Origin of the sequence: Hydrogenophaga sp. NH-16, from assembly GCF_004006415.1 — a bacterium.
GTDB classification, from domain to species: domain Bacteria; phylum Pseudomonadota; class Gammaproteobacteria; order Burkholderiales; family Burkholderiaceae_C; genus Hydrogenophaga; species Hydrogenophaga pseudoflava.
This window is the reverse complement of the sequence record NZ_CP029344.1, coordinates 4,489,691-4,516,051: the sequence shown is the minus strand read 5'-3', so window position 1 is coordinate 4,516,051 and position 26,361 is coordinate 4,489,691. Positions and strand designations below refer to the sequence as shown.

Annotated in this window: 25 protein-coding genes; 8 read left to right on the top strand and 17 right to left on the bottom strand. The window is 69.3% G+C overall.

What is annotated here, in order from left to right:
- Positions 1-2 precede the first annotated feature (2 nt).
- The 8 genes from DD542_RS21740 to argS form a co-directional block, all read right to left on the bottom strand.
- The gene (locus DD542_RS21740; protein WP_127807044.1) at positions 3-440 is read right to left on the bottom strand and encodes a putative toxin-antitoxin system toxin component, PIN family; all 438 of its coding nucleotides are present in this window, start codon (positions 438-440) and stop codon (positions 3-5) included.
- Complete coding sequence (locus DD542_RS21735) at positions 437-1,765, bottom strand: THUMP domain-containing protein (protein ID WP_079367415.1); 1,329 nt, start codon at positions 1,763-1,765, stop codon at positions 437-439. Before DD542_RS21735 ends, DD542_RS21740 begins: the two co-directional genes overlap by 4 nt.
- On the bottom strand, positions 1,762-3,381 hold the full coding sequence (locus tag DD542_RS21730) for an RNA polymerase factor sigma-54 (RefSeq protein WP_127807043.1): 1,620 nt from the start codon (positions 3,379-3,381) through the stop codon (positions 1,762-1,764). The genes DD542_RS21735 and DD542_RS21730 overlap by 4 nt, the downstream gene beginning before the upstream one ends.
- A 12-nt stretch (positions 3,382-3,393) precedes the next feature.
- Complete coding sequence (lptB, locus tag DD542_RS21725; RefSeq protein WP_066156716.1) at positions 3,394-4,143, bottom strand: LPS export ABC transporter ATP-binding protein; 750 nt, start codon at positions 4,141-4,143, stop codon at positions 3,394-3,396.
- Positions 4,144-4,178: 35 nt separating this feature from the next.
- Positions 4,179-4,778 carry a lipopolysaccharide transport periplasmic protein LptA gene (gene lptA / locus DD542_RS21720; RefSeq protein WP_066156719.1) on the bottom strand — a complete coding sequence of 200 codons (600 nt, stop codon included), beginning with the start codon at positions 4,776-4,778 and terminating at the stop codon, positions 4,179-4,181.
- Positions 4,779-4,955: 177 nt separating this feature from the next.
- Positions 4,956-5,594 (bottom strand): thiol:disulfide interchange protein DsbA/DsbL, encoded by a 639-nt coding sequence (locus tag DD542_RS21715; protein WP_066156722.1) that lies wholly within the window; start codon positions 5,592-5,594, stop codon positions 4,956-4,958.
- Between the two features lie 70 nt (positions 5,595-5,664).
- Positions 5,665-6,333 carry an SPOR domain-containing protein gene (locus tag DD542_RS21710; protein WP_066156725.1) on the bottom strand — a complete coding sequence of 223 codons (669 nt, stop codon included), beginning with the start codon at positions 6,331-6,333 and terminating at the stop codon, positions 5,665-5,667.
- Between the two features lie 14 nt (positions 6,334-6,347).
- Entirely contained in the window at positions 6,348-8,021 is a 1,674-nt protein-coding gene (argS, locus tag DD542_RS21705) for an arginine--tRNA ligase (RefSeq protein ID WP_127807042.1), read from the bottom strand.
- Between the two features lie 115 nt (positions 8,022-8,136).
- Here argS and DD542_RS21700 point away from each other — a divergent pair, with 115 nt between their 5' ends.
- The gene (locus DD542_RS21700) at positions 8,137-8,502 is read left to right on the top strand and encodes a PsiF family protein (protein WP_127807041.1); all 366 of its coding nucleotides are present in this window, start codon (positions 8,137-8,139) and stop codon (positions 8,500-8,502) included.
- On the opposite strand, the gene DD542_RS21695 is transcribed toward DD542_RS21700, so the two are convergent.
- Genes DD542_RS21695 through eat form a run of 4 tightly spaced genes read right to left on the bottom strand, consistent with a single transcriptional unit; the run spans position 8,503 to position 13,109 of the window.
- A complete protein-coding gene (locus tag DD542_RS21695) occupies positions 8,503-9,411 on the bottom strand; it encodes an HTH-type transcriptional regulator ArgP (RefSeq protein WP_079367411.1) in 909 nt (302 codons plus the stop codon). It lies immediately after the preceding gene.
- A gap of 43 nt (positions 9,412-9,454) precedes the next feature.
- The gene (gene eutC / locus DD542_RS21690) at positions 9,455-10,282 is read right to left on the bottom strand and encodes an ethanolamine ammonia-lyase subunit EutC (protein WP_127807040.1); all 828 of its coding nucleotides are present in this window, start codon (positions 10,280-10,282) and stop codon (positions 9,455-9,457) included.
- On the bottom strand, positions 10,279-11,673 hold the full coding sequence (locus DD542_RS21685) for an ethanolamine ammonia-lyase subunit EutB (RefSeq protein ID WP_127807039.1): 1,395 nt from the start codon (positions 11,671-11,673) through the stop codon (positions 10,279-10,281). The genes eutC and DD542_RS21685 overlap by 4 nt, the downstream gene beginning before the upstream one ends.
- A 41-nt stretch (positions 11,674-11,714) precedes the next feature.
- A complete protein-coding gene (eat, locus tag DD542_RS21680) occupies positions 11,715-13,109 on the bottom strand; it encodes an ethanolamine permease (protein WP_127807038.1) in 1,395 nt (464 codons plus the stop codon).
- A 240-nt stretch (positions 13,110-13,349) separates the two neighbouring features.
- On the opposite strand from eat, the gene DD542_RS21675 reads away from it, so the two are divergent.
- From DD542_RS21675 to DD542_RS21660, 4 genes are all read left to right on the top strand, one after another.
- Positions 13,350-14,363 carry a helix-turn-helix domain-containing protein gene (locus DD542_RS21675; protein ID WP_127807037.1) on the top strand — a complete coding sequence of 338 codons (1,014 nt, stop codon included), beginning with the start codon at positions 13,350-13,352 and terminating at the stop codon, positions 14,361-14,363.
- A 115-nt stretch (positions 14,364-14,478) separates the two neighbouring features.
- Positions 14,479-15,120 carry a LysE family transporter gene (locus DD542_RS21670; RefSeq protein WP_127807036.1) on the top strand — a complete coding sequence of 214 codons (642 nt, stop codon included), beginning with the start codon at positions 14,479-14,481 and terminating at the stop codon, positions 15,118-15,120.
- Between the two features lie 151 nt (positions 15,121-15,271).
- Positions 15,272-16,939: an NAD(P)/FAD-dependent oxidoreductase gene (locus DD542_RS21665; RefSeq protein ID WP_127807035.1), complete on the top strand. Its 1,668-nt coding sequence runs from the start codon at positions 15,272-15,274 to the stop codon at positions 16,937-16,939.
- A gap of 4 nt (positions 16,940-16,943) precedes the next feature.
- Entirely contained in the window at positions 16,944-17,750 is an 807-nt protein-coding gene (locus tag DD542_RS21660; RefSeq protein WP_206610699.1) for a carbon-nitrogen hydrolase family protein, read from the top strand.
- Here the strand turns inward: DD542_RS21660 and DD542_RS21655 are convergent.
- From DD542_RS21655 to DD542_RS21635, 5 genes are all read right to left on the bottom strand, one after another.
- Positions 17,741-18,532: a trypsin-like serine protease gene (locus tag DD542_RS21655; RefSeq protein ID WP_164868454.1), complete on the bottom strand. Its 792-nt coding sequence runs from the start codon at positions 18,530-18,532 to the stop codon at positions 17,741-17,743. The two genes, DD542_RS21660 and DD542_RS21655, sit on opposite strands and share 10 nt — an antisense overlap.
- A gap of 4 nt (positions 18,533-18,536) precedes the next feature.
- Positions 18,537-19,535: a LysR family transcriptional regulator gene (locus DD542_RS21650; RefSeq protein ID WP_066156759.1), complete on the bottom strand. Its 999-nt coding sequence runs from the start codon at positions 19,533-19,535 to the stop codon at positions 18,537-18,539.
- A gap of 83 nt (positions 19,536-19,618) precedes the next feature.
- Complete coding sequence (locus tag DD542_RS21645) at positions 19,619-20,005, bottom strand: DUF4189 domain-containing protein (protein WP_164868453.1); 387 nt, start codon at positions 20,003-20,005, stop codon at positions 19,619-19,621.
- Positions 20,006-20,116: 111 nt separating this feature from the next.
- The gene (locus DD542_RS21640) at positions 20,117-21,034 is read right to left on the bottom strand and encodes a hydroxymethylglutaryl-CoA lyase (RefSeq protein ID WP_127807033.1); all 918 of its coding nucleotides are present in this window, start codon (positions 21,032-21,034) and stop codon (positions 20,117-20,119) included.
- Between the two features lie 7 nt (positions 21,035-21,041).
- Positions 21,042-22,262 carry a CaiB/BaiF CoA-transferase family protein gene (locus DD542_RS21635; protein WP_127807032.1) on the bottom strand — a complete coding sequence of 407 codons (1,221 nt, stop codon included), beginning with the start codon at positions 22,260-22,262 and terminating at the stop codon, positions 21,042-21,044.
- A gap of 121 nt (positions 22,263-22,383) precedes the next feature.
- Here DD542_RS21635 and DD542_RS21630 point away from each other — a divergent pair, with 121 nt between their 5' ends.
- The 3 genes from DD542_RS21630 (at position 22,384) to DD542_RS21620 (ending at position 26,324) form a co-directional block, all read left to right on the top strand.
- Positions 22,384-23,298 carry a LysR family transcriptional regulator gene (locus DD542_RS21630; protein WP_127807031.1) on the top strand — a complete coding sequence of 305 codons (915 nt, stop codon included), beginning with the start codon at positions 22,384-22,386 and terminating at the stop codon, positions 23,296-23,298.
- Between the two features lie 76 nt (positions 23,299-23,374).
- Positions 23,375-24,085 carry a haloacid dehalogenase type II gene (locus tag DD542_RS21625; RefSeq protein ID WP_127807030.1) on the top strand — a complete coding sequence of 237 codons (711 nt, stop codon included), beginning with the start codon at positions 23,375-23,377 and terminating at the stop codon, positions 24,083-24,085.
- A gap of 34 nt (positions 24,086-24,119) precedes the next feature.
- Complete coding sequence (locus DD542_RS21620; RefSeq protein WP_127807029.1) at positions 24,120-26,324, top strand: malate synthase G; 2,205 nt, start codon at positions 24,120-24,122, stop codon at positions 26,322-26,324.
- The last annotated feature ends 37 nt before the right edge of the window (positions 26,325-26,361 follow it).

The following is a 26,361-nucleotide window of genomic DNA, read 5'->3' as shown; positions in this document are numbered from 1 at the left end:
GGTCAGGCGCCCGGTGTGCACGCCGGCCACTGCCGGCCGACCGCCACACCCAGCGTCGCCAGCCGCTTGCGCATGCACAGCACCGCCTTGTCCTTGCTCAGCAGCGTGGCACCGTGCTGCACGGCGAGGTCGATGAACTGCTGGTCGTCGCCGTCCTTGCAGGTGTAGGGCGCCTTGGGCGCCAGGTCCACGATCTGCACGCGCGCGTCGAACGCCGCCAGCACCCCCTCGGCGGTCAGGGCGCGGGACGCCAGGCGCCTGACCACCTGCGGGTAGTCCAGCACGCGCCGCAGTTCCTCGCGCATCACCGGCGTCGCCAGCCAGCGCGTCTGCGCGTCGGCCAGCCGCTCGCGCAGCGGCACCGTGGCCGGGTCTTCGTAGACGAAGAGGTCGAGCACGACGTTGGTGTCGAGCACCAGCACCGCCGTCGAGGCGGTCATGCCGATGGCTCGGCCGGCGCGCGCCGTGCGGTGAGGTCGAAGCGGAACAGCCGGCACTCGATGGGACCGTTCCACAGCGGCACGCGGCGCGACTCCTTGAAACGCATCTTGCCGGGCAGCTTGAGGTCGGGCGTGAGCAACCAGGCGCTCCAGCCGGCGTAGTGGCTCTTCCAGTGCGTGGCCAGCTGTGCGAAGAAATCGCTGCCGTCGCTGCCATCGGCCATCTGGGCGCTCTCGCGGCCTAAGCCGGGCTCGGGAGCGGCCTTGGCACCCACGGTGAAGGTGCGGGGCGCACGCGCACCGCGTTCGGCCGCCCGCACCTGGGCGCTCTGCCCTGCCACCCCGGCAGCCGCAATGCGCTCGCCATAGGGCGGGTTCAGCAGCATCACGCCGGGCTTGTCGGTCGGCGGCATGCGCTGCAGCGCGTCACCGCCACGCAGCTCCATCGCGAAGGCCACACCCGCGCGTTCGGCGTTGCGCTGCGCGAAGTCGACCATGCGGAAGGCCACGTCACTGCCGAACACGATGGGCTTGCGCCCGGCCGGCCACTCGCGGCGCTGCTTCGCGGCCTCGTCCTTGAGGGCGTGCCAGACGTGTGGCTGGAACGGCAGCAGCTTCTCGAACGCGAAGCGGCGCTGCAGACCGGGAGCGACCCGCAGCGCGATCTGTGCCGCTTCGATCGCCACCGTGCCGCTGCCGCAGCAGGGGTCGTACAGCGGCACGATGTCGTCCAGCGATTCGGCCTCGGCGCCGTTCCAGCCGGTGGCGGCGATCATGGCCGCGGCCAGCGTTTCCTTCAGCGGCGCGTCGCCTTTGTCCTCGCGCCAGCCGCGCTTGAACAGCGGCTCGCCCGAGGTGTCGATGTAGAGGCTCACCGTGTCGGTGGTCAGGTGGGCGTAGAGCCGCACGTCGGGCCAGGTGGTGTTGACGCTGGGGCGCTCGCCGCGCTTGTCGCGGAAGCGGTCGCAGACTGCGTCCTTGATCTTGAGCGCCGCGAAGTTCAGGCTCTTGAGCGGGCTGTGCTGCGCCGTGACCTCGACCTTGATGGTCTGCTGCGGCGTGAACCAGATTTCCCAGGCGACCTCGCTGGCGGCCGCGTACAGGTCGTTCTCGCTGCGGTAGCCACCGTGCCAGAGCTGCACCAGCACGCGCTGCGCGAGCCGGCAGTGCAGGTTGAGCTTGAGCGCGTCGCGCCAGGACGCCAGCAGCGCCACACCGGCGCGCGACTTCTGCACCGCGGTCTCGCCCGTGATGCGCGTGACTTCGGCGGCGAGGTAGTCCTCCACGCCGGCGGCGCAGGGGAGGAAAAGATTCAATTGGTTCAAAGCGCTTTTCTCAGGTTCGCCGGCGCGATGCGCAGCGCCTCGCGGTATTTCGCGACCGTGCGGCGCGCGCACTCGATGCCCTGCTCCTTGAGCAGGTCCGAGAGCTGGTTGTCGGACAGCGGCTTGGTCGGCTCTTCGGACGCGATGAACTGCTTGAGCAGGGCGCGCACCGCCGTGCTCGACGCATTGCCGCCGGTCTCGGTTCCCAGGCTGGAGCCGAAAAAGTACTTGAGCTCGTAGGTGCCGAACGGCGTGGCCATGTACTTGGCCGTGGTCACGCGGCTGATGGTCGACTCGTGCAGGCCCAGCTCGTCGGCGATCTCGCGCAGCACCAGCGGGCGCATGGCCAGTTCGCCGTGCATGAAGAAGTTGCGCTGGCGCTCGACGATGGCGCTGGAGACGCGCAGGATGGTGTCGAAGCGCTGCTGGATGTTCTTGATGAACCAGCGCGCTTCCTGCAGCCGCTGCTGCATGGCCGCGTGGCCCGCTTCGCCGCCGGCCTCGCGCCGCCCCCGCAGGGCGTTGGCATAGACATCGTGCACGCGCAGGCGCGGCATCACCTCGGCGTTGAGCGAGACCTTGAAACCGCGACCGGCGCGGGTGACGATCACGTCGGGCACCACGACGTTGCGCTCGACGTCGACGAAGCGCCGGCCCGGCTTGGGCTCCAGGCGGGCGATCAGCGCCAGCGCGGCGCGCACGGTCTCGTCGTCGTGCCCGGTGGCCGCACACAGGCGCTTGATGTCGCGCTTGGCCATCAGCTCCAGCGGCTGCTCGCAGATCGCCAGCGCCGTGCGGGCGGCGGGCGTGTTGCGCAGCTCCATGATCTGCAGCCGCAGGCACTCGCCCAGGTCGCGCGCGCCCACGCCCGTGGGCTCCATCTGCTGCAGCCACTGCAGGGCCATGCCCAGGCGCTGCTCAATGGCCTCGACTTCGTCGAAGCGCGGCTCTTCGTCGGCCGGCCGGCCCGCGGTCAGGCGCCAGCAGGCGCGCGCCAGCTCGTGCAGGCTGTCCTCCAGATACCCGTCGTCGTTGAGCGACTCGATCAGGAAAAACAGCGCCGCGCTGTCCTCGTCCGACAGGCGCAGGCAGCGCGCCTGCTCGTGCAGCTGGTCCTGCAGGCTGACCGGCACACGGGCCAGGTCGGCGGCCGTGGCGGTGTCGTCGTCGTCCCCACCGGAACCGCTGTTGCGCGCGGGTGCATCGCCGCCCCATTCGCTGTCGTCGGGCGCCATCTCGACGGTGCCGTCGCCTTCCCAGCTTTCTTCGACCGGCGCGGCGCCGTCCAGCCGGCTCTCGACCTCGTCGCTGGCGCTGTCTGCGCTGTCGGCCTGGGTGGTGCGGGTGTCCGGTTCGGCGCTGCGCAGCTCGACCACCGGCTGCGCCGCTTCTTCCAGCTGCTCGCCGGCGACCACCGGTGCGTCCGCGGTCTGCACGCCGAAATCTTCGCGATCGGCCACTTCCTCGCCCCGTTCCAGGAACGGGTTCTCGTCGAGCATCTGCTCGACTTCCTGAGCCATCTCCAACGTGGACAGCTGCAACAGGCGGATCGACTGCTGCAATTGCGGCGTGAGCGCGAGGTGCTGCGACACCCGCAGCGACAGACCTTGCTTCATCGGCTCATTCCGTCACATGCGGAAGTTCTCGCCCAGGTAGACGCGGCGCACCTCGGCGTTTTCGATGATCTCGGCGGTGGTACCGCTGGCCAGCACATGACCGTCGCTGATGATGTAGGCGTGGTCGCAGATGCCCAGGGTTTCGCGCACGTTGTGGTCGGTGATCAGCACACCGATGCCGCGCGACTTGAGGAAACTGATGATGTGCTGGATCTCCAGCACCGCGATCGGGTCGATGCCGGCGAAGGGCTCGTCCAGCAGGATGAACCGCGGCCGGGTGGCCAGCGCGCGGGCGATCTCCACGCGACGGCGCTCACCGCCCGAGAGGGCGGGCGCGGGCGAATCGCGCAGGTGGTCGACGCGCAGCTCCTTGAGCAGCTCGTCCAGCCGGGCATCGATCTCGCGCGCGGACAGCGGCTGGCCGTTCGCGTCCTGCTGCAGCTCCAGCACGGCGCGCACGTTCTGCGCCACCGTGAGCTTGCGGAAGATCGAGGCTTCCTGCGGCAGGTAGCCCAGCCCCAGCCGGGCACGGCGGTGGATGGGCAGGGACTCGATGCGGTGACCGTCCAGCAGGATCTCGCCACCATCGGCCCGCAGCAGGCCGACGATCATGTAGAACGACGTGGTCTTGCCGGCGCCGTTGGGACCCAGCAGTCCCACCACCTCGCCCTTGTCCACCGACAGGGACACGTCCTTGACCACCTTGCGGCTGCCATAGGACTTCTTGAGTCCCCGGACCTCCAGACGGCTGTGCGACGGCATGCCGCCCGACGGACTGGCGCTGGCGACGGTCTCCGTCACTTCTTGGGCTCGGTGATCTTGCCGCTGGGACGCAGCGTGGCCGGATCGGTCGCCGGGGCGGCGGGGCCGTTCTTCTCCTCTTCCGGGATCGGCGTGAGCATGGCGCGCACGCGGCCGGTGGGGTTGGCAGCGGTCTTGCTGGTGTCCCCACCCTTGACCGTGAACACCTCGGTCAGGCTGTTGTAGAGGATCTCGCTGCCCACGCTCTGGTCGTTGAGCAGGGTGCCGCGGTAGCGGCGCAGCACCGCGCGACCGGTGAACAGCACCGTCTGCGCCTTGCTGTCGTATTCGATGCGATCACCCTCGCCCTCGATCCATTCGTCCACGCCTTCCCGCTTCTGGCGGAAGAAACCGGCCTTTTCGGGGGTGCCCAGCAGCAGACCGTACTGATTGCCTTGCGGGTCCTGGCGCACGTCCAGCTTGGCACCGCGCATCAGGATGGTGCCCTTGGTGATCACCACGTTGCCTGTGAACACGCTGGTCTGGCGTGTCTCTTCGTAGCGCAGCGCATCGGCCTCCACGTTCATGGGCTTGTCCTTGTCGGCCTTTTCGGCCTGCGCCAGCAGGGGCAGCATCAGGCCAATGACGGCCAACATCCGGGCGATGGAACGGGGGGTTGGTGCGTGTGGGTGCATGGCGTTTGAGGGCACAGATCTTGCATTCATTGTAGCGGCGCCCAGAGCGTTTCGCCGCTGCGCCGGCACATTGTGCCCGCCATGAAACCAGGAAGCCCGCACAGGGCGGGCTCCGAAGGGAAGAGGGTCAGAAACCGGTCAGCCTTTGCGGGCCTCGGCAATCAGCGAGTCCGCCACCAGCAGGGTGCGCGGCCCTTGTCCGCCCACATAGAACTTGCCGGCGATGCCCAGGGCGGGCGTGCCTTCCACCTGGTAGGCGTCCTGCAGACCAACGGCCTTCTCCGCCAGCTTGGCAGCCTGGCCATTGAAGATGCCCAGAAACTGCTCGCGGTTGACACCCTGTTTTTCGATCCAGGCGGTGATGGCGGGCGCGGTCGTCAGCGGCTGGCGCTCTTCGTGGATCGCCTTGAACACCTTGACGTGCAGCGTGTCCACCAGGTTCAAGGCCTCCAGCGTGAAGTACAGGCGCTGCATCGGCACGAAGTTCTGGTTGAAGGCCACCGGCATGCGGCGCACCGTCACATGGGCCGGTTTGCGCTTGATCCACTCATGAAAGACCGGTTCAAAGTTGTAGCAGTGGATGCAGCTGTACGCGAAGAACTCGACCACCTCGACCTGCCCCGCCGGGCTCTCGGTCGGCGCCGGCTTGGCCAGCCGCTGGAAATCGGTGCCTTCCTTGAAGGCCACGCGCTGGGCCAGGGCCGGCGACAGGGTCAGCCCGCTGGCGGTGGCGGCACCAGCCACCAGGAGGCTGCGCGAAAAATCTCGACGATGCATGGAATCGGACTCCTTGAAATGACCTGAATCAGGCTCCCGGGACAGCGAAAAGTTCCTCGGTACCGTGCAATCAGCGCTGCACCCGCACCAGCGCCGCTTCCACCCCGTTCACCTCCAGCTGTTCGCGCGTGGCCTCGGCCATGGCCTTCTGGCCAAATGGTCCCATGCGGACACGGAACACGGTGCGCCCCGCCTGCTCGCGTTCGGTGATGGTGGCGTCCATGCCCAGCATGGCCAGCCGTGCTTTCTGCGCCTGCGCCTCTTCGGGAGACTTGAATGCCCCCGCCTGCACGAAGTAGGAGAAGGGGTCGGCCCCCTGCGCAGCCGCGGGCTCCGACGCCCCTCCGGCCTTGGCCCTCATGAGGTCGCCCAGCGGATCGCTGTCCGGCTTGGTGGCCGCGTCAGCGGCTTTGGCGGCCGGCGCCTTGTCGGGCTCCGCCGCTGAGGCGTCCTTCGGTGCCGCGTCGCCGGCGGCCGGCGGGGTCGTTTCGACTGGAGCCGGCAGCGGCGGCGGCTTGTTCACCAACCCGGCGTTCGGGTTCCAGCCCTTGTTGCGTTCGGCCTCGGCCGCATCGTCGGCCGGCTTGCGGGTGACACCGCGGTCCACGAATGGCACCGGCACGCGCGTCACATACACGGCCACCGAGAGCGCCAGGCCCAGGCCGACGAGCAGGCCGACCACAAAGCCAACCAGGGTGCCGCCACGCTGAGCGCGGGCCTGCGGGAATGAAATGTTCATGGGAGGTGGGAGGTTCACATCTTCTGCGGGGCGCTCACGCCCAGCACGGCCAGGCCATTGTGCAACACCTGTGCCGTTGCCCGGACCAGCGCCAGACGGGCGCGTTTGACCGCTTCGTCGTCCACCAGGATGCGCTCGGCGTCGTAGTAGCTGTGGTAGGCCGCGGCCAGCTCGCGCAGGTAGAAGGTCACGTCGTGCGGCGCAAAGCCCTCGGCCGCTGCGGTCAGCATGGCCGGGTACTTGGCCAGCAGCAGCATCAGCGACTGCGCGGCCGGCGTGTGCAGGGGCGACAGGTCGGCGCCGGCGAGCGAGTCCACGTCACCGCCCCAGGCCGCCAGCACCGAGCAGATGCGCGCGTGGGCGTACTGCACGTAGTAGACCGGGTTGTCGTTGTTCTTCTGCACCGCCAGATCGACGTCGAAGGTGTATTCGGTGTCGGGTTTGCGACTGAGCAGGAAGAAGCGCACCGCATCCTTGCTGGTCCACTCGATCAGGTCGCGCAGCGTCACATAGCTGCCGGCACGCTTGCTGATCTTGACCTCTTCGCCGTTGCGCACCACGCGCACCATGGTGTGCAGCACGTAGTCGGGGTAGCCCTGGGGGATGCCCACGCCCGCGGCCTGCAGGCCGGCGCGCACGCGGGCGATGGTGCCGTGGTGGTCGGTGCCCTGGATGTTGATGACCTTGGTGAAGCCGCGCTCCCACTTGGCGATGTGATACGCCACGTCGGGCACGAAGTAGGTGTAGGACCCGTCGCCCTTGCGCATGACGCGGTCCTTGTCGTCGCCGTAGTCGGTGGACTTGAGCCACAGCGCGCCATCCTGCTCGTAGGTCTTGCCCGCCTCGCGCAGCTTCTGCACCGCCGCGTCCACACGGCCACTGGTGTAGAGGCTGGACTCCAAGTAGTAGTTGTCGAACTTCACCGCGAAGGCCTTGAGGTCCAGGTCCTGCTCGTGGCGCAGGTAGGCCACGGCGAACAGGCGGATGTCGTCCAGCGCCTCGGGGTCGCCGCTGGCGGTGAATTCGCGGTCGTCGGAATGCACCGTCTTCTTGGCCAGGTAGTCGTTGGCGATGTCCTGGATGTAGTCGCCGTTGTAGGCGGCCTCGGGCCATTCGGCATCACCGGGCTTGAAGCCCTTGATGCGCAGCTGCGTGCTGGTGGCCAGCGTCCCGATCTGCACGCCCGCGTCGTTGTAATAGAACTCGCGGTACACGTCCCAGCCCTGGGTCGTGTAGAGGTTGCAGATCGCGTCGCCCAGCGCGGCCTGGCGGCCGTGGCCCACGTGCAGCGGGCCGGTGGGGTTGGCCGAGACGAATTCGACCATCAGGCGCTGGCCGTTGGAGGGCTGGACACCGAAGGCCTCGCCCGCCTGCAGCACCTCGGTCACGATGGCCTGCTTGGCCGCGGGCTTGAGCCGCAGGTTCAGGAAGCCGGGACCGGCGATCTCAATGTCGGCCACCCACTGCTGGTAGACGGGCAGCGCCATCAGCGCGGCCTTGAGCTGCTCGCCCAACTGGCGCGGGTTGGCCTTCAGCGGTTTGGCCAGCTGCATGGCGGCCGTGACGGCGTAGTCGCCATGGGCCGCGACCTTGGGCGATTCGAAAGCCGCCTTGTCGCCGGCGCCGGGTGAGAGCTGGTCCAGGGCCTGGGCAAGGCCGGTCAGCAGTTCCTGTTTGATCTTGAGCATAGGGACGGGATTTTAGGTTCGGGAAAGCCCTGCCCCCGGCTGTCAGACCGCCTTAAGACAAACGCGGGTATCGTTTCCGGGCCCGTTTCGGGCGCTTCATCCCACAAGGCACGACATGAAACAACTGCTGACCCTGCTCGCCCTGACCGGAACCCTCTCCCTGGCCCTCGCCCAGACGGCGGCCCCTGCGGCCGCACCCGCTGCGGCACCCGCTCCCGCCGCGGCACCGGCGGCGGCCCCCGCGGCCGACAAGAAACCGACCGCCCAGCAGAACCGCATGAAGACCTGCAACGCCGACCCGAAAGCCAAGACGCTCAAGGGCGACGAGCGCAAGGCCTTCATGAGCAAGTGCCTGAGCGGCGAGGAAGAGGCCGGCAACAGCCAGCAGAACAAGATGAAGACCTGCAACGAGGAGGCCGGCAAGAAGGCGCTCAAGGGCGATGTGCGCAAGAAGTTCATGAGCGAGTGCCTGAAGGGCTGATCAGCCCGCCACGGGCGGCAGGGCGGCATGCGCAGCCGCTTTGACCGCCTGCGTCAGCCGCTGCGCCGACAGCGGCTCGCGCGCCCAGTGCTGCCAGTACAGGGTCACGTCCACCGTGGCGCCGGGCAGCACTTCCTGCAGGCCCGGCCGCCCGGGCAGGTTCTGTTCGGGCACCATGCCCCAGCCCAGCCCCAGTTCGATCGCCCGCTCGAAGGCGTCCACCGCCGGCGCGTAGTGGCGCGGGTAGCTGGGCTGCCTCAGGCCGAAGTGCTGCAGCAGGAAGGCGTCCTGCAGCGCGTCCTTGCGGTTGAAGATCACCGCCGGCTGGGCCAGCAACCGGTGGGGCGACACCGCCCCGCGCGGTGTGCGGCAGCGCTGCACCACCTCGGGCGCCGCCACACAGCGGTAGCGCATCACGCCCAGCGGCTCGGCCACGCAGCCGCGCATGGGTTCGGCCAGGGTGGTGACGCAGCCGATCACGTCGCCGCTGCGCAGCAGGTCGTGGGTGTGGTCCTGGTCGTCGATCATCACGTCCAGCAGCAGCCGGTGTTTCTGCAGCACCGGCGCCACGCCGGGCAGGAACCAGCTGGCCACGGAGTCGGCGTTGGTCGCCACGCTCAGGCTCTGCCAGGCCGCACCGGCCCGCGACTCGGCCCCGCCCTGGAGCCCCGCCAAAAGGTCGGCCTCCATCATCTGCAGCTGCTTCACATGGGCCAGCAGGGCCTGGCCGGCGGCCGTGGCGCGCACCGCCTTGCCGCGCACCAGCAGGCGCTGACCCAGGTGTTCTTCGAGCGACTTGATGCGCAGCGACACCGCCGCCAGCGTGAGGTTCAGGGCCTGGGCGGCCGGACCGAAGCCGCGGTGCTCGACCACGGCGGCCAGGGCTTCGAGTTGGCGGGCGTCCAGCATGTCTGATTGAAGCTTGAGCGAACCAGAAACGGTTCAGCCCAGTTTAACCAGACAGCCCTTGCGTGGAAGTGGCCGCCACCATGGGCAGGCCGCTGTGGTCCTTGAGGCCGACGCCGGTCAGGCCCAGGCGCAGGCCTTCGTGAACCAGCCAGGCCAGGCGCCGCGCGGCGGTCACCGGGTCCTGGCCGGCCGGGCGCACGTTGGAGATGCAGTTGCGTTCGGCGTCGGTGCGGCCGACGCGCGGCGCGTGCGTGAGGTAGATGCCCACGCTGTCGGGCGAACTCAGCCCGGGGCGCTCGCCCACCACCATGGCCACCATGCGGGCACCCAGCAGCTCGCCCACCTCGTCGGCCACCGCCACCCGGGCCTGGCCTACCAGCACCGGCGGGCTCTGCACGAAGGCGCCGCCCAGCGCCTCGCGGATGGCACCGAACAGGGCCACGGTGTGGCGCTGGATGCCCAGGGCCGACAGGCCGTCGCCCACCACCAGGGCCAGGTCGGGCGCGGGGTTGTCGGCGCGCCAGGCCTGCATCGCGGCGACGCTGGCCTCGTCCAGACGGCGCCCCAGATCGGGGCGCAGCAGGTACTCGTGGCGGTCGTGCGCGCGGCTGCGCAGCCGCTGCGGCGCGGGCCAGCCGTCGGCCTGCAGCTGCCCGGCCAGCAGGTCCAGGTCCAGCGGCAGGTGGATGGCGTCGCGCGCCTGCGCATGAGCGAGGGTGAAGTCCAGCACCTCGCGCGTAGGCAGGCTGGCGCCGGCGCGCCCGAGGGCGATGCGCGCGGGCGTGAAACGTCTGAGGTGGGCCCAGGGGTCGGCGCTGACCTCGATGGTGTGGCGCGGTTCGTCCGGCACAGGCGAGAGGTCCTTCGTCATGCGGGCTCCGGCAGGGTCCACAGGCGCTGCGTGAGCGCGCCTTGGGCAGCAGCGGGCAGCAGGCGGCCGTCGGCGCCGGTCACTCCCACACGCTGCAGCCAGGCCTCGAACTCGGGTGCGCGCTTCAGGCCCAGCAGGTCGCGCAGCACCAGGGCGTCGTGGAACGAGGTGCTCTGGTAGTTGAGCATCACGTCGTCGGCGCCGGGCACGCCGATCAGGAAGTTCAGCCCCGCGCTGGCCAGCAGCACCATGAGGTTGTCCATGTCGTCCTGGTCGGCTTCGGCGTGGTTGGTGTAGCAGATGTCGCAGCCCATGGGCAGGCCCAGCAGCTTGCCGCAGAAGTGGTCTTCCAGGCCGGCACGGATGATCTGCTTGCCGTCGTAGAGGTATTCCGGGCCGATGAAGCCGACCACGGTGTTGACCAGCATGGGCCGGTATCGCCGCGCCACCGCGTAGGCGCGCGCCTCGCAGGTCTGCTGGTCCACGCCGTGGTGGGCGTTGGCCGACAGCGCACTGCCCTGCCCGGTCTCGAAATACATCACGTTGTCGCCCACCGTGCCGCGCTTCAGTTCGAGCGCGGCACCGTGCGCCTCGTCCAGCACCGACAGGGTGATGCCGAAGGAGCGGTTGGCCGCCTCGGTGCCGGCGATGGACTGGAACACCAGGTCCACCGGTGCGCCGAGCTGGATCGCCTGCAGCGTGTTGGTGACGTGGGTGAGCACACAGCTCTGCGTGGGCACGGCGCCGCGCTCAATGACCTCGGCCAGCACGTGGTTCAGACGCACCAGGTCGGGCACGCTGTCGGACACCGGGTTGACGCCGATCACCGCGTCGCCCGCGCCATGCAACAGGCCGTCGATCAGGCTGGCGACGATGCCGGCCGGGTCGTCGGTCGGGTGGTTGGGCTGCAGCCGAACGCTCAGGTGGCCGCGCAGGCCCACCGTGTTGCGAAAGCGCGTGACCACCTCGCATTTGCGCGCCACCAGCATCAGGTCCTGGTTGCGCATGATCTTGCTGACCGCGGCCACCATCTCGGGCGTGAGGCCGGGCGAGAGTCGTTCCAGCACCGCGGGCGTGGCCGCATCACTCAGCAGCCAGTCGCGGAAGCCGCCCACGGTCAGCCCGCTGACCGGCGCGAAGGCGTCTTGATCGTGGCCGTCGATGATCAGCCGCGTGACCTCGTCGCTCTCGTAGGGAATCAGCGCCTCGTCGAGGAAGCGCTGCAGCGGCACCTCGGCCAGCACCCAGCGCGCGGCCACCCGCTCCTGTTCGGTGGTGGCGGCCAGCCCCGCCAGGGCGTCGCCCGAGCGCAGCGGCGTGGCCTTGGCCATCACCTCGCGCAGGCTGCCGAAGCGAAAGGTCTGGTGTCCCAGCGTCGCGCTCAAGTTCACGTCAGCGGCTCCTCGGTGGGGGTCGGATCAAACGGTGGATTTCATTCTGCCGCAGCGGCCAGCATCGCGTCGTGCGGCGCGGCGTCGCGCTGCGCCGAGGTCAGGCGGAAGTAGAGGTAGCAGACCGCCATGAAGCCCAGGAAGATCAGCGACAGCAACTGGTTGAAGTACACCACCGCGGCCAGGCAGACCAGGCCACAGACGATGGCGATGGCCGGGAACAGCGGGTACAGCGGCGCACGGAAGGGGCGGTCCAGCTTCGGCTCGGTGGCGCGCAGCTTGAACAGCGAGGCCATGGACATGATGTACATCACCAGCGCGCCCAGCACCGCCATGGTGACGATGTTGGCCGTCAGCGGCAGGCCGCCGATGGTGACCCACTGGTCGCTGAACACGGCCGCGATGCCCACGATGCCACCGCCGACCAGCGCATTGACCGGGGTGCGGAAGCGCGGGTGGACCTTGGCGAACCAGGCCGGCAGGTAACCGGCGCGGGCCAGCGCGAACATCTGGCGCGAGTAGCCCAGCACGATGCCGTGGAACGAGGCGACCAGGCCGAACAGGCCGATCCACACCAGCATGTGCAGCCAGCCGCTGGACTCGCCCACCACCATCTTCATGGCCTGGGGCAGCGGGTCGTTGATGTTGGACAGCTTGGACCAGTCGCCCACGCCGCCGGCCATGACCATGACCAGGAAGGCCAGCGCCACCAGCGTCAGGATGCCGGTGATGTAGGCGATGGGGATGGTGCGCCTGGGGTCCTTGGCCTCTTCGGCGGCCATGGCCGCACCCTCGATGGCCAGGAAGAACCAGATGGCGAACGGGATGGAGGCGAAGATGCCGGCCCAGGTGCCCATGCTGAAGTCGGGCGAGCCGGCCCAGCCGTTGGCGGTGAAGTGGGCCAGCGACCAGCCCGGCGCGACCACGCCCGCGAACACCAGCAGCTCGATCACCGCCAGGATGGTGACGAACAGCTCGAACGCCGCCGCGATGCCCACGCCCACTGCGTTGAGGCCGATGAAGATCACGTAGGCGCCGACCGCCGCCCACTTCGGGTCCAGCGCCGGGTACTGCACGTTCAGGTACGCGCCGATGGCCAGCGAGATGGCCGGCGGCGCGAACACGAACTCCACCAGGGTGGCGAAGCCGGCGATGAAGCCGCCGGTGGGTCCGAAGGCCCGGCGCGCGTAGGCGAAGGGGCCACCCGCGTGCGGGATGGAGGTGGACAGCTCGGTGAAGCTGAAGATGAAGGTGGTGTACATCAGCGCCACGAACAGCGTGGCCAGCAGGAAGCCCAGGGTGCCGGCACTGGCCCAGCCGTAGCTCCAGCCAAAGTACTCACCGGAAATGACCAGACCGACGGCGATGCCCCAGAGGGAAAAGGTGCCCAGCACGGGCTTGAGTTCCCGGCTGACCTGAGTGGATGCGGTGGACATGGGATGTTCTCGTGTGGAGTGGAAAAAGGCCCGAACGGCTCGGGCGGCCTGGCGCGCAGTGTGGTTCGCCGGCCCGCGGCGCCCTATCCCGGATCGGAAACACGCCCCGCCGTGGCGCACTTTTTCCGAAACGGGATAGCCCGGACGGCCACACCTCCGGGTTTTCCAGCAGGCCGGGCGTGGCACGGAACTTGATACTCCCGCTGCACCCCGGCGCCGCGTGCGCCGAAGGAGCCCGCCATGCCCGTCGCCAGCCCCACCCCGCCGACCGCCTTCCGCGTCAAACGCACACGCGAGGTGGACGTGCACGCCCGCAACCTCGACGCCTGGGACCAGGACTACGTGCAGACCTCGCCCGGCGTGTTCCAGGGCCAGGTGCGCGAGCTGTTCGACGGCCCGCTGCAGGCCTTCGAGGAGGAGGCCAACTGCGCCACCAGCCAGCACTGCCGGCCCTGGCGCGGCGGCGTCTGGCTCGGCCTGTCGGTGCCCGAGCGCCCCGAGGGCCTGCGCTTCATGGGGCGGCCGGTGGGCGGACACGAACTGATGATTTCCGACGGCAGCGAGGCCTTCGACCTGCAGGTGCCGGCCGGCCACGGGCTCTATGGCCTGGTGTTCGACCCGGCCGAGCTGCAGGCCCATGTGCGCACCCGCGACCAGATCGACGCGCCCCCTGCCCGCGGACCCGGGGTGCGCGTGCAGACCCTCACGCCCACCCAGCGCTACCGCCTGGTGGGACTGATGCGCGAGGTGCTGCGCGGCCTGGAGGCCGACCCGGGCGCGCTGCACCACGAGGCCAGCCGCCGCAGCCTGCGGGAGGCGCTGTTTTCGGTGCTGGGCGACACCCTCATGCCCGACGGCCAGGCCGACGCCGTGACGCCGCGCCAGCAGCGCCGGCAGGACGTGGTGCGCCGCGTGCGCGAGCTGGTGACCGAACAGCCGCAGGAGTACCTGGGCGTGGAACGCCTGTGCGAGGCGCTGCACATCACCCGCCGCACACTGCAGAACTGCTTCCAGGACAGCCTGGGCATCAGCCCCGCCAGCTACCTGCGCCTGGTGCGGCTGAACGCGGTGCGGCGCGAGCTGCGCGACGCGGACGCCGACCAGACCATCGGCGACGTGGCGGCGCGCTGGGGCTTCTGGCACATGGGCCATTTCAGCCACGACTACAAGGCGCTGTTCGGCGAGACACCCTCGAATACACGTGAGCCCCCACGCTCCGCCGCTGCGCGGGTCGCTGCCCCCCGAGGGGGCTGATCCGGCTTGGGGCGGCCCGGCGCCGGATCGCCGATCAAATCAAGCTGAATTTAACCAACTCGATTTCGAGTTGAAATGGTTTAACAGAACGGCGCGGGGCGGCAGACTCCTGCCCATGACCCTCGCATTCCCCACCTTCACCGCCGGCATGGTGCTCAGCATGTCGCTCATCATGGCCATCGGCCCGCAGAACGCGCACGTGCTGCGCATGGGCCTGCAGCGCCAGCACCTCTGGCTCACCGTCGCCGTCTGCGCGCTGGCCGACATCGTGCTCATCTCGCTGGGCGTGTTCGGCCTGGCCCAGCTCGGCGGCCTCTCCGACAAGCTGCTGGGCGCGCTGATCGGCGCCGGTGTGCTGTTCCTGGGCGTGTACGGCTGGCAGGCGTTCCAGCGCTTCCTCAGGCCGCAGGCGGCCGCCCCCCTGGCCACCGCCAACACCGCGGGTCAACCCGCCCCCGCCCCGCTCAGCCAGCGCCAGGCCATCCTGTCGGCACTGGCCTTCTCCTGGCTCAACCCGCACGCCTGGCTGGACACCGCCGTGCTGATCGGCACCGCCTCGCTGGCCTATGGCCCGGGCAGCAAGGCCTTCGGCCTGGGCGCCGCCACCGGTTCGGTGGTGTGGTTCCTGGTGCTGGGCGCCGCCGCGTTCTGGCTCGGCCGGCGGCTGAACTCGCTGCACATCTGGCGCGTTCTGGATGGTGCCGTGGCGCTGATGATGTGGGGCACCGCCGCCTGGCTGGTCGCCGGGCTGTTTTGACCCACCCCCGCGCCGCGCTGCGCGCGTTACACCCTCAAGGGGGCAACACCAGCGGCCCGGCAAAGCCGGTTCCGCGGTGTTCTGGCACCAGCCATCTCTTTCGTTGTGAATCTGATCAAAACAGCAATGACTGCAACCCAAGGTTGAGCCCATGACCACCCTTCGCTCCGCTTCCGCCCCGATCACCATCTTCGGCCCGGACTTTCCCTTCGCCTACGACGACTGGCTGGCGCACCCGCAAGGCCTGGCCACGCTGCCGGCCAGCGCGCACGGAACCGAGGTCGCCATCGTCGGCGCCGGCATGGCCGGCATGACGGCGGCCTACGAGCTGATGAAGCTGGGCCTCAAGCCCGTCGTCTACGAGGCCTCGCGCATGGGCGGGCGCCTGCGCTCGCAGCCCTTCGAGGGCGGCCAGGGCGTGGTGGCCGAACTGGGCGGCATGCGCTTCCCGGCCTCGTCCACCGCGTTCTTCCACTACGTGAAGCTGCTGGGGCTGGAGTCGAAGCCCTTCCCCAACCCGCTCACGCCCGCGGCTGGCAGCACGGTGGTCGATCTGGAAGGCCAGACCCACTACGCCCGCACCCTGGCTGACCTGCCACCCCTGTTCCGGGAAGTGGCCGACGCCTGGGCCGACGCGCTCGATGAACTGGGTTTCGGCGACCTGCAGCAGGCGCTGCGCCAGCGCGACGTGCCCAGGCTCAAGGCGCTGTGGGACGCGCTGGTGCCGCTGTGGGACGACCGCACCTTCTACGACTTCGTCGCCCAGTCCGAGGCGTTCTCCAAGCTCTCGTTCCGCCACCGCGAGGTGTTCGGCCAGGTCGGCTTCGGCACCGGTGGCTGGGACTCCGACTTTCCCAACACCATGCTGGAAATCCTGCGCGTGGTGCTGACCGGCTGCGACGAGGACCAGCACCTGATCGTGGGCGGTGTGCAGCAGGTGCCGCTGGGCCTGTGGGCGCACGCGCCCGAACAGATCACCCACTGGCCGGCCGGCACCTCGCTCGCCCGCCTGCACGGCGGCGCCACGCGGCCGGGCGTCACCGCCATCCGCCGGGCGGCTTCGGGCCAGCTCGCGGTCACCGACAGCTGGGGCACCGAGCGCGAATACCCCGCCGTGCTGGTCACCTGCCAGAGCTGGCTGCTGACCACGCAGATCGCGGTCGAAGAATCGCTCTTCTCGCAGAAGCTGTGGATGGCGCTGGACCGCACGCGCTACATGCAGTCGAGCAAGACCTTCGTGATGGTGGACCGGCCGTTCTGGAAGGACGTCGACCCGGCCACTGGTCGCGACACGCTGAGCATGACGCTGACCGACCGGCTCACGCGCGGCACCTACCTGTTCGACAACGGGCCGGACAAACCCGCGGTGATGTGCCTGAGCTACGCGTGGATGAGCGACGCGCTCAAGATGCTGCCGCACCCGCCCGCCAAACGCGTGCAGCTGGCGCTGGATGCGCTGCGCAAGATCTACCCCACGGTGGACATCGCCGGCCACATCGTCGGCGACCCGATCACGATCTCGTGGGAGGCCGACCCCTACTTCCTGGGTGCCTTCAAGGGCGCCCTGCCCGGTCACTACCGCTACAACCAGCGCATGTACGGCCACTTCATGCAGGACAGCCTGCCGGCCGCGGAGCGCGGCATCTTCCTGGCCGGCGACGACATCTCGTTCACGCCCGCCTGGGTCGAGGGCGCGGTGCAGACCTCGCTGAACGCGGTCTGGGGCATCGTGCACCAGCTGGGCGGGCAGTGCCCCGCCGACAACCCCGGGCCAGGTGAGCTGTTTCCCACACTGGGTCCTGTGGCCTTGCCAGAATGACGGCGTGAACGACCTGCACATCGCCCTCTGGCAGACCCCGCACCCGGCCAGCACCGCCGAGGCGCTGCAGCGCCTGGACGCGACCTGCGCACAAGCGCGGGCGCAAGGCGCGGAGCTGCTGGTCACGCCGGAGATGTTCCTCACGGGCTACGCCATCGGCGCCGAACGCGTGGCGGCACTGGCCGAACCAGCGGATGGCCCGCTGGCGCAGGCGGTGAGCGCCATCGCGCAGCGCCACGGCATCGCGGTCGTGTACGGCTACCCGGAGCGGAATCCGCAAGGCCAGCCGTTCAACGCGGCACAGACCATCGGCGCCGACGGCGCGCGGCTCATGAACTACCGCAAGACCCACCTGTTCGGCGACCTCGACCGCGCGCAGTTCAGCCCGGGCGGCGCGGCGTCGCTGGCCTTCGAGTGGCGCGGCTGGCGCCTGGGCCTGCTGATCTGCTACGACGTGGAGTTCCCGGAAACCGTGCGCCTGCTGGCACTCCAGGGTGCCGACGCGGTGCTCGTGCCGACCGCCAACATGGTGCCGTTCGACGAGGTGCAGCGCGTCCTGCTGCCCGCGCGGGCGCTGGAGAACCGCCTGTTCCTGGCTTACGCCAACGCCTGCGGCCGGGAAGGCGGGCTGCACTACAACGGCCTGAGCCAGGTGAACGCGCCGGACGGGAGTGCCACGGCCCAGGCCGGCGCGGGTGAAGCCCTGCTGAGGGCCACCCTGCAAGCCTCGGCGCGGACCGCCACTCCCGCGGCGCAGTTGCAGGACCGGCGCAGCGACCTCTGCGGGCCGCTGGCGCAGTCTCAGAGGTAGGCCGCTTCGGGTGCCTGGGCGCGGATGAAGTTGATCACCGACGGCCCCTGGGCGTTGGTGAACAGCGAACCGTCGCCCTTGCCGCAGTCGACCACCGTGCCCGAGGACGTGATGCCGATCAGCGCCGGCTGGCCGCCCACCGTGCGGTAGGCCGGACCACCCGAATCGCCACTGCAGGTGTTGCTCAGCTCACCCGAGTAGGTGTAGCCGATGCTGGTCTCATTGACCGTGGTCAGCGTGGCAAAGCCGACCGCCAGGTCGAAGCCGGGCGCGCCCCAGCCGGCCACGTAGATCGGCTGGCCGGGCGAGGACGGCTGGCTCACCAGCAACGGCATGGTCGGGTTGGGCAGCGCCTGCTGCAGCACGATCACCGCCGCATCGTTGAGCAGCGCGTTGGTGCTGCGCTGGTACTGCGGGTGCACGGCCCAGCGGCTGGCGGGCACGCCGACCACGGTGCCGTCCCCACGCCAGAGCCCCGCCAGCACCCGCCGGGTGCCACCCGGCAGGCAGTGCGCCGCCGTGAGGATCTTGGTGGGGGTGATCAGCGTGCCAGAACACACCGCCGTGCCCGAGCTGGTGGCCACGTTGAGCAGGATGACCGACGAGCGCTCCGGAGTCCCGCAGTTGGCGCCATTGAGCACCTTGGGTTGCAGGCCCATGCTGCCGCACATGGACTCCGCGCTGGGCAGCGAGGCGTCGTCGCCGCCCCCGCAAGCCGCCAACAACACCGCCGCAGCGGCGGCTGCCACCGTGGCCATCACTCCCTTGCCGATCCTGTTCATGGATTCACCCTGTTGGTTGAGAAATGGGGAAGGGCCGACCCGCCGGCCCCGTCGCAGCCGCCAATGTACCGCCGGCCCAGAAGTCGGCCTGCGCATAGTGGTGCTTGAGGAAGTCGATCCACAGCCGCACCCGCAGCGCCAGGTGCTTGCGCTGAGGGAACAGCGCGTAGATGCCGTTGGGCGGCGCGGCGTACCCGTCCAGCACGGTTTCGAGCCGGCCTGCCGCGATGTCGGCCTCCACCTCCCAGGTGCTGCGCCAGGCAATGCCGTAACCGGCCAGGCACCACTCGCGCAGCACCTGCCCGTCCGAACAGTCCAGCGGCCCACCGGGGCGCAGGTGCACGATCTCGGCCTCGGCTCCTTCGGAAGCGCCTTCGCCGGGCGGCATGCGAAAGGCCCAGCCCCGGGTCTGGGACGCGTCGGACGACAGGGTCAGGCAGTCGAAGCGTGCCAGGTCGGCCGGGTGGGCGGGGCGGCCGTGCCGCCGCAGGTAGTCGGGCGTGGCCACGCACATGCGGCGGTTGTCCGCCAGCCGCACGCTCACCAGGGACGAGTCCGGCAGGTCGCCGACCCGCACCGCGCAGTCGTAGCCCTCGCCCGCGAGGTCGACCACCCGGTCGCTGAGATTGAGCGAGATCGTGACCTCGGGGTGCAGTTCGCGAAAACGCGGCACCAGCGGCGCCACGTGGCGGCGCCCGAAACCGGCAGGGGCCGTGATGCGCAGGTGGCCGCTGGCCTTGACGCCGCCCGCGCTGACGCTGGCCTCGGCGTTGGCCAGGTCGGTCAGCAGGCGCTGGCAGTCCTCGATGAAGGCGCTGCCCTCGTGGGTCAGCGTGATGCGGCGCGTGGTGCGCACCATGAGCTTGACGCCGAGGCGGGACTCCAGCGCATCCAGCCGCCGGCCGATGATGGCCGGCGCCACGCCCTCGGCCTTCGCGGCGGCCGTCAGGCTGCCGCGCGTGGCCACCGAGACGAAGGTTTCGAGCTGCTTGAGCTTGTCCATGGGCCCGCAGATTACCCCATCAAAAGGAGGCAATCAACGGGACTTCCGGACAGATTTTTTACCTGGGTGTTACGCCGGAGCGATCAGTTGCACTGGGCAGGCAGGTTGGGAATCTCGGTGCAAGCCTGTCCGCCCTTGGCCGCACAGGAATTGTTCGCCGCGGTCTGCGCGTCGAAGGCCGAGCCCCCGGCGCCCACACCCCAGACCCAGGCACCGGATGCCGTCTGTCCCTGGGCGATGGCACCGCACTCCTCGAACTGCAACACCACCTGGCAGTCGCCGGCGTCGCACTCGTCGCGCGCTGCGTCGTTGGCGATCGACTGGGTCAAGGCTTCGGAAGCAATGCCCACCCGGTTGGTCGACGCACTGACAGCGATGGAGCCGTAGCCATTGCTGTCGCCGCCCCCCCCGCAAGCCGCCAGCGTCACGGCGGCGATCAGGGCCGCCCCCCAGGTCCACAACTTCTTCATGGGTTTCCTCCTCAGGAATGGATGAACATGGACGCCCGATGCGCCCATCGCGAGCAGTCTAAGACAGCTCGCGCTCCACGTCTTGATCCAGATCGCCACTTTGCGCACGAATCAGAGGGGCCACCCCTTGGGCAACCCGGCCTCGGGCGTCATGCCGTACACCGGCTCGCCGGGCAGGCCCACTTTCAGCGGTTCGCGCGCGGCGATGAGTTTGTGGATGTCCACACCCGTGGACACGCCCATGGCCTCGAACATGAACACCAGGTCTTCCGTCACCACGTTGCCGCTGGCGCCCGGCGCGTAGGGGCAGCCGCCCAGGCCGCCGAGCGAGCTGTCGAAGGCGCGCACGCCCACGTCGTACGCCGCCAGGCAGTTGGCCAGACCCAGGCCACGCGTGTTGTGCATGTGGGCCGCGCCGGCCCTCTCGCCCAGTTCGGCGCGCAGGCGGGTGAACAGGCGCCTGACTTGGGCCGGATTCGCCATGCCGGTGGTGTCGGACAGGCCGACCTCGTCCACGCCCGCGTCCACGCAGGCCACGGCCAGCGCGATCACCTCGTCCTCCGGCACCAGCCCCTGCAGGGTGCAGCCGAACGCGGTGGAGAGGCCGACCTCCACCGGCACGCCGGGCGCGACCTCGTTGCGCAGCGCCACCACCTCGCGCAGCTCGGCCACCATCTGCTCGCGCGTCTTGCGCACGTTGGCCAGCGAATGCGCCTCGCTGGCCGAGACCGGCAGCGTGAGCTTGTGCACCCCGGCGGCCAGCGCGGCCTCGGCGCCGCGGCGGTTGGGCACCAGGGCCATCACCGTCAGACCCGGCAAGGTGACGGCGTGGCGCACCACCTCGGCCACGTCGGCCATCTGCGGCAGCAGCCTGGCGGGCACGAAAGAACCCACTTCGATTTCGCGCAGGCCGGCCGCGGCCAGCGCGTCGATCCAGCGGTACTTGTCCGCCGTCGGCATGGTGGCCTTGACGGACTGCAGGCCATCGCGCGGCCCCACCTCGCTGATGTGAACGTCGGGTGTGCTCATGCCGGCCTCACGCGACCACCGCCTGCTGGCGCAGACGTTCGATGTCGGACGCCGCGTAGCCCAGGCCGTGCAGCAGCTCGGTGGTGTGCGCGCCCATGCGCGGTGGGTCCAGCCGCACGCCGGGGCGCTGGCCGTCCAGCGTGAACGGGAACAGCGTGGTCTTGACGGTCTGGCCGGCGCGCTCGCCGTCGGGCAGGGTGATGTCGGCCAGGCCACCGGTGGCCAGCAGGTGCTCGTCGGCATACAGCTCTTCGGGCTTGCGGATCGGGGCAAACGGCAGGCCGACCTTCTCGAACAAGGCCGCCAGGTCGGCCGCGCGCCAGCCGGCCAGGCGCTCGCGCAGGATGGGCAGCAGCTGCGAACGCAGCTTCACGCGGGCGTTGTTGTCGGGGTACCGCGGGTCGGCCTTGAGGTCGGCAAAACCCAGCGCGTCGCAGAAGGTCACCCACTGCGCGTCGCTGACGGCCGCCAGGAAGATCTGCTCGCCGTCCTTCACGGTGAACACGTCGTACACCGCCCAGGCCGATATGCGCTCGGGCATGGGCGCCGCCGGCTTGCCGGTGATGGCGTACTGCAGCATGTGCTGGCCCACCAGGAAGACGTTGTTCTCGAACAGCGCGCTCTGCACCTCCTGGCCCTTGCCGGTGATGCCGCGCTGGATCAGCGCACCCAGCGCCCCGATGGCGCCGAACATGCCACCCATGATGTCGTTCACGCTGGTGCCCGCGCGCAGCGGGTCGCCGGGCCGGCCGGTCATGTAGGCCAGGCCGCCCATCATCTGCACCACCTCGTCCAGCGCGGTGCGGTGGTCGTAGGGGCCGGGCAGGAAGCCCTTGAGGCTGATGTAGATACAGCGCGGGTTGACCTGCGAGAGGGCCGCGTAGTCCAGCCCGTACTTGACCATGGTGCCGGGCTTGAAGTTCTCGGCCACCACGTCGGCGCTGGCGGCCAGGCGGCGCGCCACCTCGGCGCCCTCGGCCTGGCGCAGGTCGATGGCGATGCTCTTCTTGTTGCGGTTGAAGAGCGGGAAGAAGCCCGCGCCCGAACCGATCAGGTGGCGGGTGCGGTCGCCGTCGATGGGTTCGACCTTGATGGTCTCGGCCCCCATGTCGGCCAGCACCATGCCGCAGGTGGGGCCCATGACCATGTGGGTGAATTCAACGACGCGCAGGCCGGTCAGTGGCAGCGGGCGGGTGGGGGCAGCGGCGTCCCCGGCGGTCTGATTCATGCAAGTCTCCGTTCTGGGCGCCTGGGTGTCGGGCCCGGTGATTGGCAGTTTAGGCTTTACCAAAACAGTGCAAAGAGGTATTTTTTCGCCCTTGGTTTTCCAATATGGAAATTCTTGACCCATGCGCGACCTGGATCTCACCAATTTGCGGCTGTTCGTGGCCGTCTGCGACCACCGCAACATCGTCCGCGCGGCCGCCGAGGCCCACCTGACGGCCAGCGCGGTCAGCAAGCGCCTGGCCCAGCTGGAGGCGCAGATCGGCACGCCGCTGCTGACCCGGCGCCGCCACGGGGTCGAGCCCACGCCCGCCGGCGAGAGCCTGCGCGAACACGCGCGCGAACTGCTGCTGGGCGCCCAGCGCATCGAGCGCGACATGGCGGCCTTCGCGGCCGGCGTGCGCGGCCAGGTGCGCCTGCTGGCCACCGCGTCGGTCATGGCGGCGCCCCTGCCGGGCGATGTGGCCGGCTTCCTGGCCCAGCCGGGCCACGAAGGCATCCAGGTGGAGCTGGCGTCGCGGTCGGGTGCGCAGGTGGTGCAGGGCATCCGCGACGGCGTGGCCTCGCTGGGCATCTGCTGGCACAGCCCGCACGGCGCCGACCTGCGCGGCCTGGCGCACGCGCCCTACCGCAGCGACCGGCTGGGGCTGGTGGTGCCCCGGGGGCATGCGCTGGCCGGGCTGGCGCGGGTGCGGCTGGCGCAGGCGCTGGACAACCCCTTCGTCGGCCTGCCGGTGGACAGCGCGGTGCAGGCGCTGATGCTGCGCGCCGCGACCGAGCTGGGCCACACACTGCGCTACCGCATGATCGTGACCGACTTCGAGGCCGCGCTGCGCGTGGTGGCCACCCGGCTGGCGGTCAGCGTGATGCCGGTGGCGGTGGCCCTGCCCCGGGTCGACAGTCTGGACCTGGCCGTGGTGCCGCTGGACGAGGACTGGGCCGAACGCCGCTTCGCGATCTGCTACCGGGACGAATCCGACCTGGGCCCGGCCGCCCGCCTGTTGCGGGACCATCTGGTGCGAGAGGCCGCCTCCAGTTAATTACCCACATTTTTGTCACAGATAAATCAAATCTCAGGCAATTAATCCAGAGACAAGTATCGAATAAAGTGGTGGGATGGAAAAACCCCGCGCGGTTCTGTTCGACGCCTACGGCACGCTGTTCGACGTGTACAGCGTGGGCCTGCTCGCCCAGCAGCTCTTCCCGGGCCAGGGCGCCCGCCTGGCCACCGTGTGGCGCGACAAGCAGATCGAATACACCCGGCTGGTGACCACCAGCGACCAGGGCGCGCCCCATCAGCCCCATTACCGCCCGTTCTGGGAACTGACCCAGGCCGCACTGGCCTACGCCATCAAGCTGATCGAGCCCGCCGCGCGCAGCGACTGGGCCGCCTACGAGGCCAAGGCCACGCAGCTGATGAACCAGTACCGCAGCCTCAGCGCCTTCCCCGAGAACCGCGAGGTGCTGCAGGCCCTGAAAAGCCGCGGCATCGTCACCGGCATCCTGAGCAACGGCGAGCCGCAGATGCTGGGCATCGCCGTGCGCAGCGCCGGCCTGGAAGGCCTGCTGGACCACGTGATCAGCGTGGACGGCGTGCGCAAGTACAAGACCCACCCCGACGCGTATGCGCAGGGCGAGAAGGTGACCGGCCTGACGCGCCAGCAGATCGTGTTCGTCAGCAGCAACGCCTGGGACGCGCTGGGCGCGACCTGGTTCGGCTACCGCACGCTGTGGGTGAACCGCCAGAACCAGCCCTTCGAGGAACTGGGCACCCCGCCCACGCGCACGGCCACGAACCTGCGCGAGGTCCTCGCCTTCTTCGACTGATTTCCTTTTCCTTTTGAACCGACGGAGTCCTTCCATGACGCAACGCACCAGCATCCACGGTCTGCAGGTTTCCACCGACCTGTACCAGTTCATCAACGAGCAGGTCCTGCCCGGCACCGGCGTGAGCGCCGAGAGCTTCTGGAAGGGCTTCGACGCCATCGTCACCGACCTGGCGCCCAAGAACGCCGCCCTGCTGGCCGAGCGCGACCGCCTGCAGGCCGAGCTGGACACCTGGCACAGCGCCAACCCCGGCCCGATCCTGGACATGGCCGGCTACCGCAAGTTCCTGGAAACCATCGGCTACCTCGTGCCCGAGCCCAAGAAGGTCAAGGCCACCACGAAGAACGTGGACGACGAGCTGGCCACGCAGGCCGGCCCGCAGCTGGTGGTGCCCATCCTGAACGCCCGCTACGCCCTGAACGCCGCCAACGCGCGCTGGGGCAGCCTGTACGACGCGCTGTACGGCACCGACGTGATCAGCGAAGACAAGGGCTGCGAGAAGGTCGGCAAGAAGGGCGGCTACAACCCCAAGCGCGGCGCCAAGGTCATCGAATACTGCCGCTACGTGCTCGACCGCTGCGCCCCGCTGAAGAAGGGTTCGCACGTCGGCTCCACCGGCTACAAGGTCAACAAGGACGGTGAACTGGTCGTGGGTCTGGCCGAAGGCGGCACCTCCAAGCTGGCCGACAAGAGCCAGTTCATCGGCTTCCAGGGCGAGGCCAAAGCGCCCACCGCCGTGCTGCTCAAGCACAACGGCCTGCACCTGGAGATCCAGATCAACCGCGCCACCGCCATCGGCAAGACCGACGCCGCCGGCGTGAGCGACCTGGTGGTCGAAGCCGCGCTGTCCACCATCCTGGACCTGGAAGATTCCGTGGCCGCGGTGGACGCCGAGGACAAGGTGCTGGCCTACCGCAACTGGCTGGGCATCCTGCAGGGCACGCTGACCGAGTCGTTCGAGAAGGGCGGCAAGACGATGACCCGCGGCCTGAACGCCGACCGCGAATACACCGGGGCCAACGGCAAGAAGGTCCGCCTGCACGGCCGCTCGCTCATGTTCGTGCGCAACGTGGGCCACCTGATGACCAACCCCGCCATCCTGTGGGGCGCGGAAGGCAAGGAAATTCCCGAAGGCATCCTGGACGCGATGGTCACCACCGCGATTGCCATCCACGACCTGAAGAAGAGCAAGAAGGACGCGATCCGCAACTCGCGCAAGGGCTCGGTCTACATCGTCAAGCCCAAGATGCACGGCCCGCGCGAAGTGGCGTTTGCCTGCGAACTGTTCAGCCGCGTCGAGAAGGTGCTGGGCCTGGCCGACAGCACAGTCAAGCTGGGCATCATGGACGAGGAGCGCCGCACCTCGGTCAACCTCAAGGCCTGCATCGAAGCCGCCGCCAGCCGCGTCGCCTTCATCAACACCGGCTTCCTGGACCGCACCGGCGACGAGATGCACACCGCCATGCTGGCCGGCCCGATGGTGCGCAAGGGCGACATGAAGACCAGCGCCTGGATCCAGAGCTACGAGCGCAACAACGTGCTGGTGGGCCTGTCCTGCGGCCTGCGCGGCAAGGCACAGATCGGCAAGGGCATGTGGGCCATGCCCGACCTGATGAAGGCCATGCTGGAGCAGAAGATCGCCCACCCCAAGGCCGGCGCCAACACCGCCTGGGTGCCCTCGCCCACCGGCGCCACGCTGCACGCCCTGCACTACCACCAGGTGCTGGTGTCCGACGTGCAGAAGGAGCTGGAGAAGGTCAAGGCCGACAAGCTGCGCGACGACCTGCTGACCGGCCTGCTGACCGTGCCAGTGAGCGCCAACCCGAACTGGACCGAGGCCGAGAAGCAGGCCGAGCTGGACAACAACATCCAGGGCATCCTGGGTTACGTGGTGCGCTGGGTCGACCAGGGCGTGGGCTGCTCCAAGGTGCCCGACATCAACGACATCGGCCTGATGGAAGACCGCGCCACACTGCGCATCTCCAGCCAGCACGTGGCCAACTGGCTGCACCACGGTATCGTGACCGAGCAGCAGGTGCGCGAGACCTATGAGCGCATGGCCGCCAAGGTGGACAAGCAGAACGCCGGCGACAAGCTCTACCAGCCCATGGCGGGCAACGTGGCCACCAGCAAGGCTTACCAGGCGGCCCTGGACCTGGTGTTCAAGGGCAAGGAACAGCCGAGTGGCTACACCGAGCCGCTGCTGCACGCGTGGCGTCTGAAGGTGAAGGCTGCCTGACGGTCACTGAGAGCCGAGGAGACAAAAGCGGCGCCCT

Bases quoted from the DNA above. Each gene is read 5' to 3' on its own strand.
- DD542_RS21740 (WP_127807044.1), bottom strand. From the start codon at position 440: ATGACCGCCTCGACGGCGGTGCTGGTGCTCGACACCAACGTCGTGCTC.
- DD542_RS21730 (WP_127807043.1), bottom strand. From the start codon at position 3,381: ATGAAGCAAGGTCTGTCGCTGCGGGTGTCGCAGCACCTCGCGCTCACG.
- lptB (WP_066156716.1), bottom strand. From the start codon at position 4,143: ATGCCGTCGCACAGCCGTCTGGAGGTCCGGGGACTCAAGAAGTCCTAT.
- lptA (WP_066156719.1), bottom strand. From the start codon at position 4,778: ATGTTGGCCGTCATTGGCCTGATGCTGCCCCTGCTGGCGCAGGCCGAA.
- DD542_RS21715 (WP_066156722.1), bottom strand. From the start codon at position 5,594: ATGCATCGTCGAGATTTTTCGCGCAGCCTCCTGGTGGCTGGTGCCGCC.
- DD542_RS21710 (WP_066156725.1), bottom strand. From the start codon at position 6,333: ATGAACATTTCATTCCCGCAGGCCCGCGCTCAGCGTGGCGGCACCCTG.
- argS (WP_127807042.1), bottom strand. From the start codon at position 8,021: ATGCTCAAGATCAAACAGGAACTGCTGACCGGCCTTGCCCAGGCCCTG.
- DD542_RS21700 (WP_127807041.1), top strand. From the start codon at position 8,137: ATGAAACAACTGCTGACCCTGCTCGCCCTGACCGGAACCCTCTCCCTG.
- DD542_RS21695 (WP_079367411.1), bottom strand. From the start codon at position 9,411: ATGCTGGACGCCCGCCAACTCGAAGCCCTGGCCGCCGTGGTCGAGCAC.
- eutC (WP_127807040.1), bottom strand. From the start codon at position 10,282: ATGACGAAGGACCTCTCGCCTGTGCCGGACGAACCGCGCCACACCATC.
- eat (WP_127807038.1), bottom strand. From the start codon at position 13,109: ATGTCCACCGCATCCACTCAGGTCAGCCGGGAACTCAAGCCCGTGCTG.
- DD542_RS21675 (WP_127807037.1), top strand. From the start codon at position 13,350: ATGCCCGTCGCCAGCCCCACCCCGCCGACCGCCTTCCGCGTCAAACGC.
- DD542_RS21670 (WP_127807036.1), top strand. From the start codon at position 14,479: ATGACCCTCGCATTCCCCACCTTCACCGCCGGCATGGTGCTCAGCATG.
- DD542_RS21665 (WP_127807035.1), top strand. From the start codon at position 15,272: ATGACCACCCTTCGCTCCGCTTCCGCCCCGATCACCATCTTCGGCCCG.
- DD542_RS21655 (WP_164868454.1), bottom strand. From the start codon at position 18,532: ATGAACAGGATCGGCAAGGGAGTGATGGCCACGGTGGCAGCCGCCGCT.
- DD542_RS21650 (WP_066156759.1), bottom strand. From the start codon at position 19,535: ATGGACAAGCTCAAGCAGCTCGAAACCTTCGTCTCGGTGGCCACGCGC.
- DD542_RS21645 (WP_164868453.1), bottom strand. From the start codon at position 20,005: ATGAAGAAGTTGTGGACCTGGGGGGCGGCCCTGATCGCCGCCGTGACG.
- DD542_RS21640 (WP_127807033.1), bottom strand. From the start codon at position 21,034: ATGAGCACACCCGACGTTCACATCAGCGAGGTGGGGCCGCGCGATGGC.
- DD542_RS21635 (WP_127807032.1), bottom strand. From the start codon at position 22,262: ATGAATCAGACCGCCGGGGACGCCGCTGCCCCCACCCGCCCGCTGCCA.
- DD542_RS21630 (WP_127807031.1), top strand. From the start codon at position 22,384: ATGCGCGACCTGGATCTCACCAATTTGCGGCTGTTCGTGGCCGTCTGC.
- DD542_RS21625 (WP_127807030.1), top strand. From the start codon at position 23,375: ATGGAAAAACCCCGCGCGGTTCTGTTCGACGCCTACGGCACGCTGTTC.
- DD542_RS21620 (WP_127807029.1), top strand. From the start codon at position 24,120: ATGACGCAACGCACCAGCATCCACGGTCTGCAGGTTTCCACCGACCTG.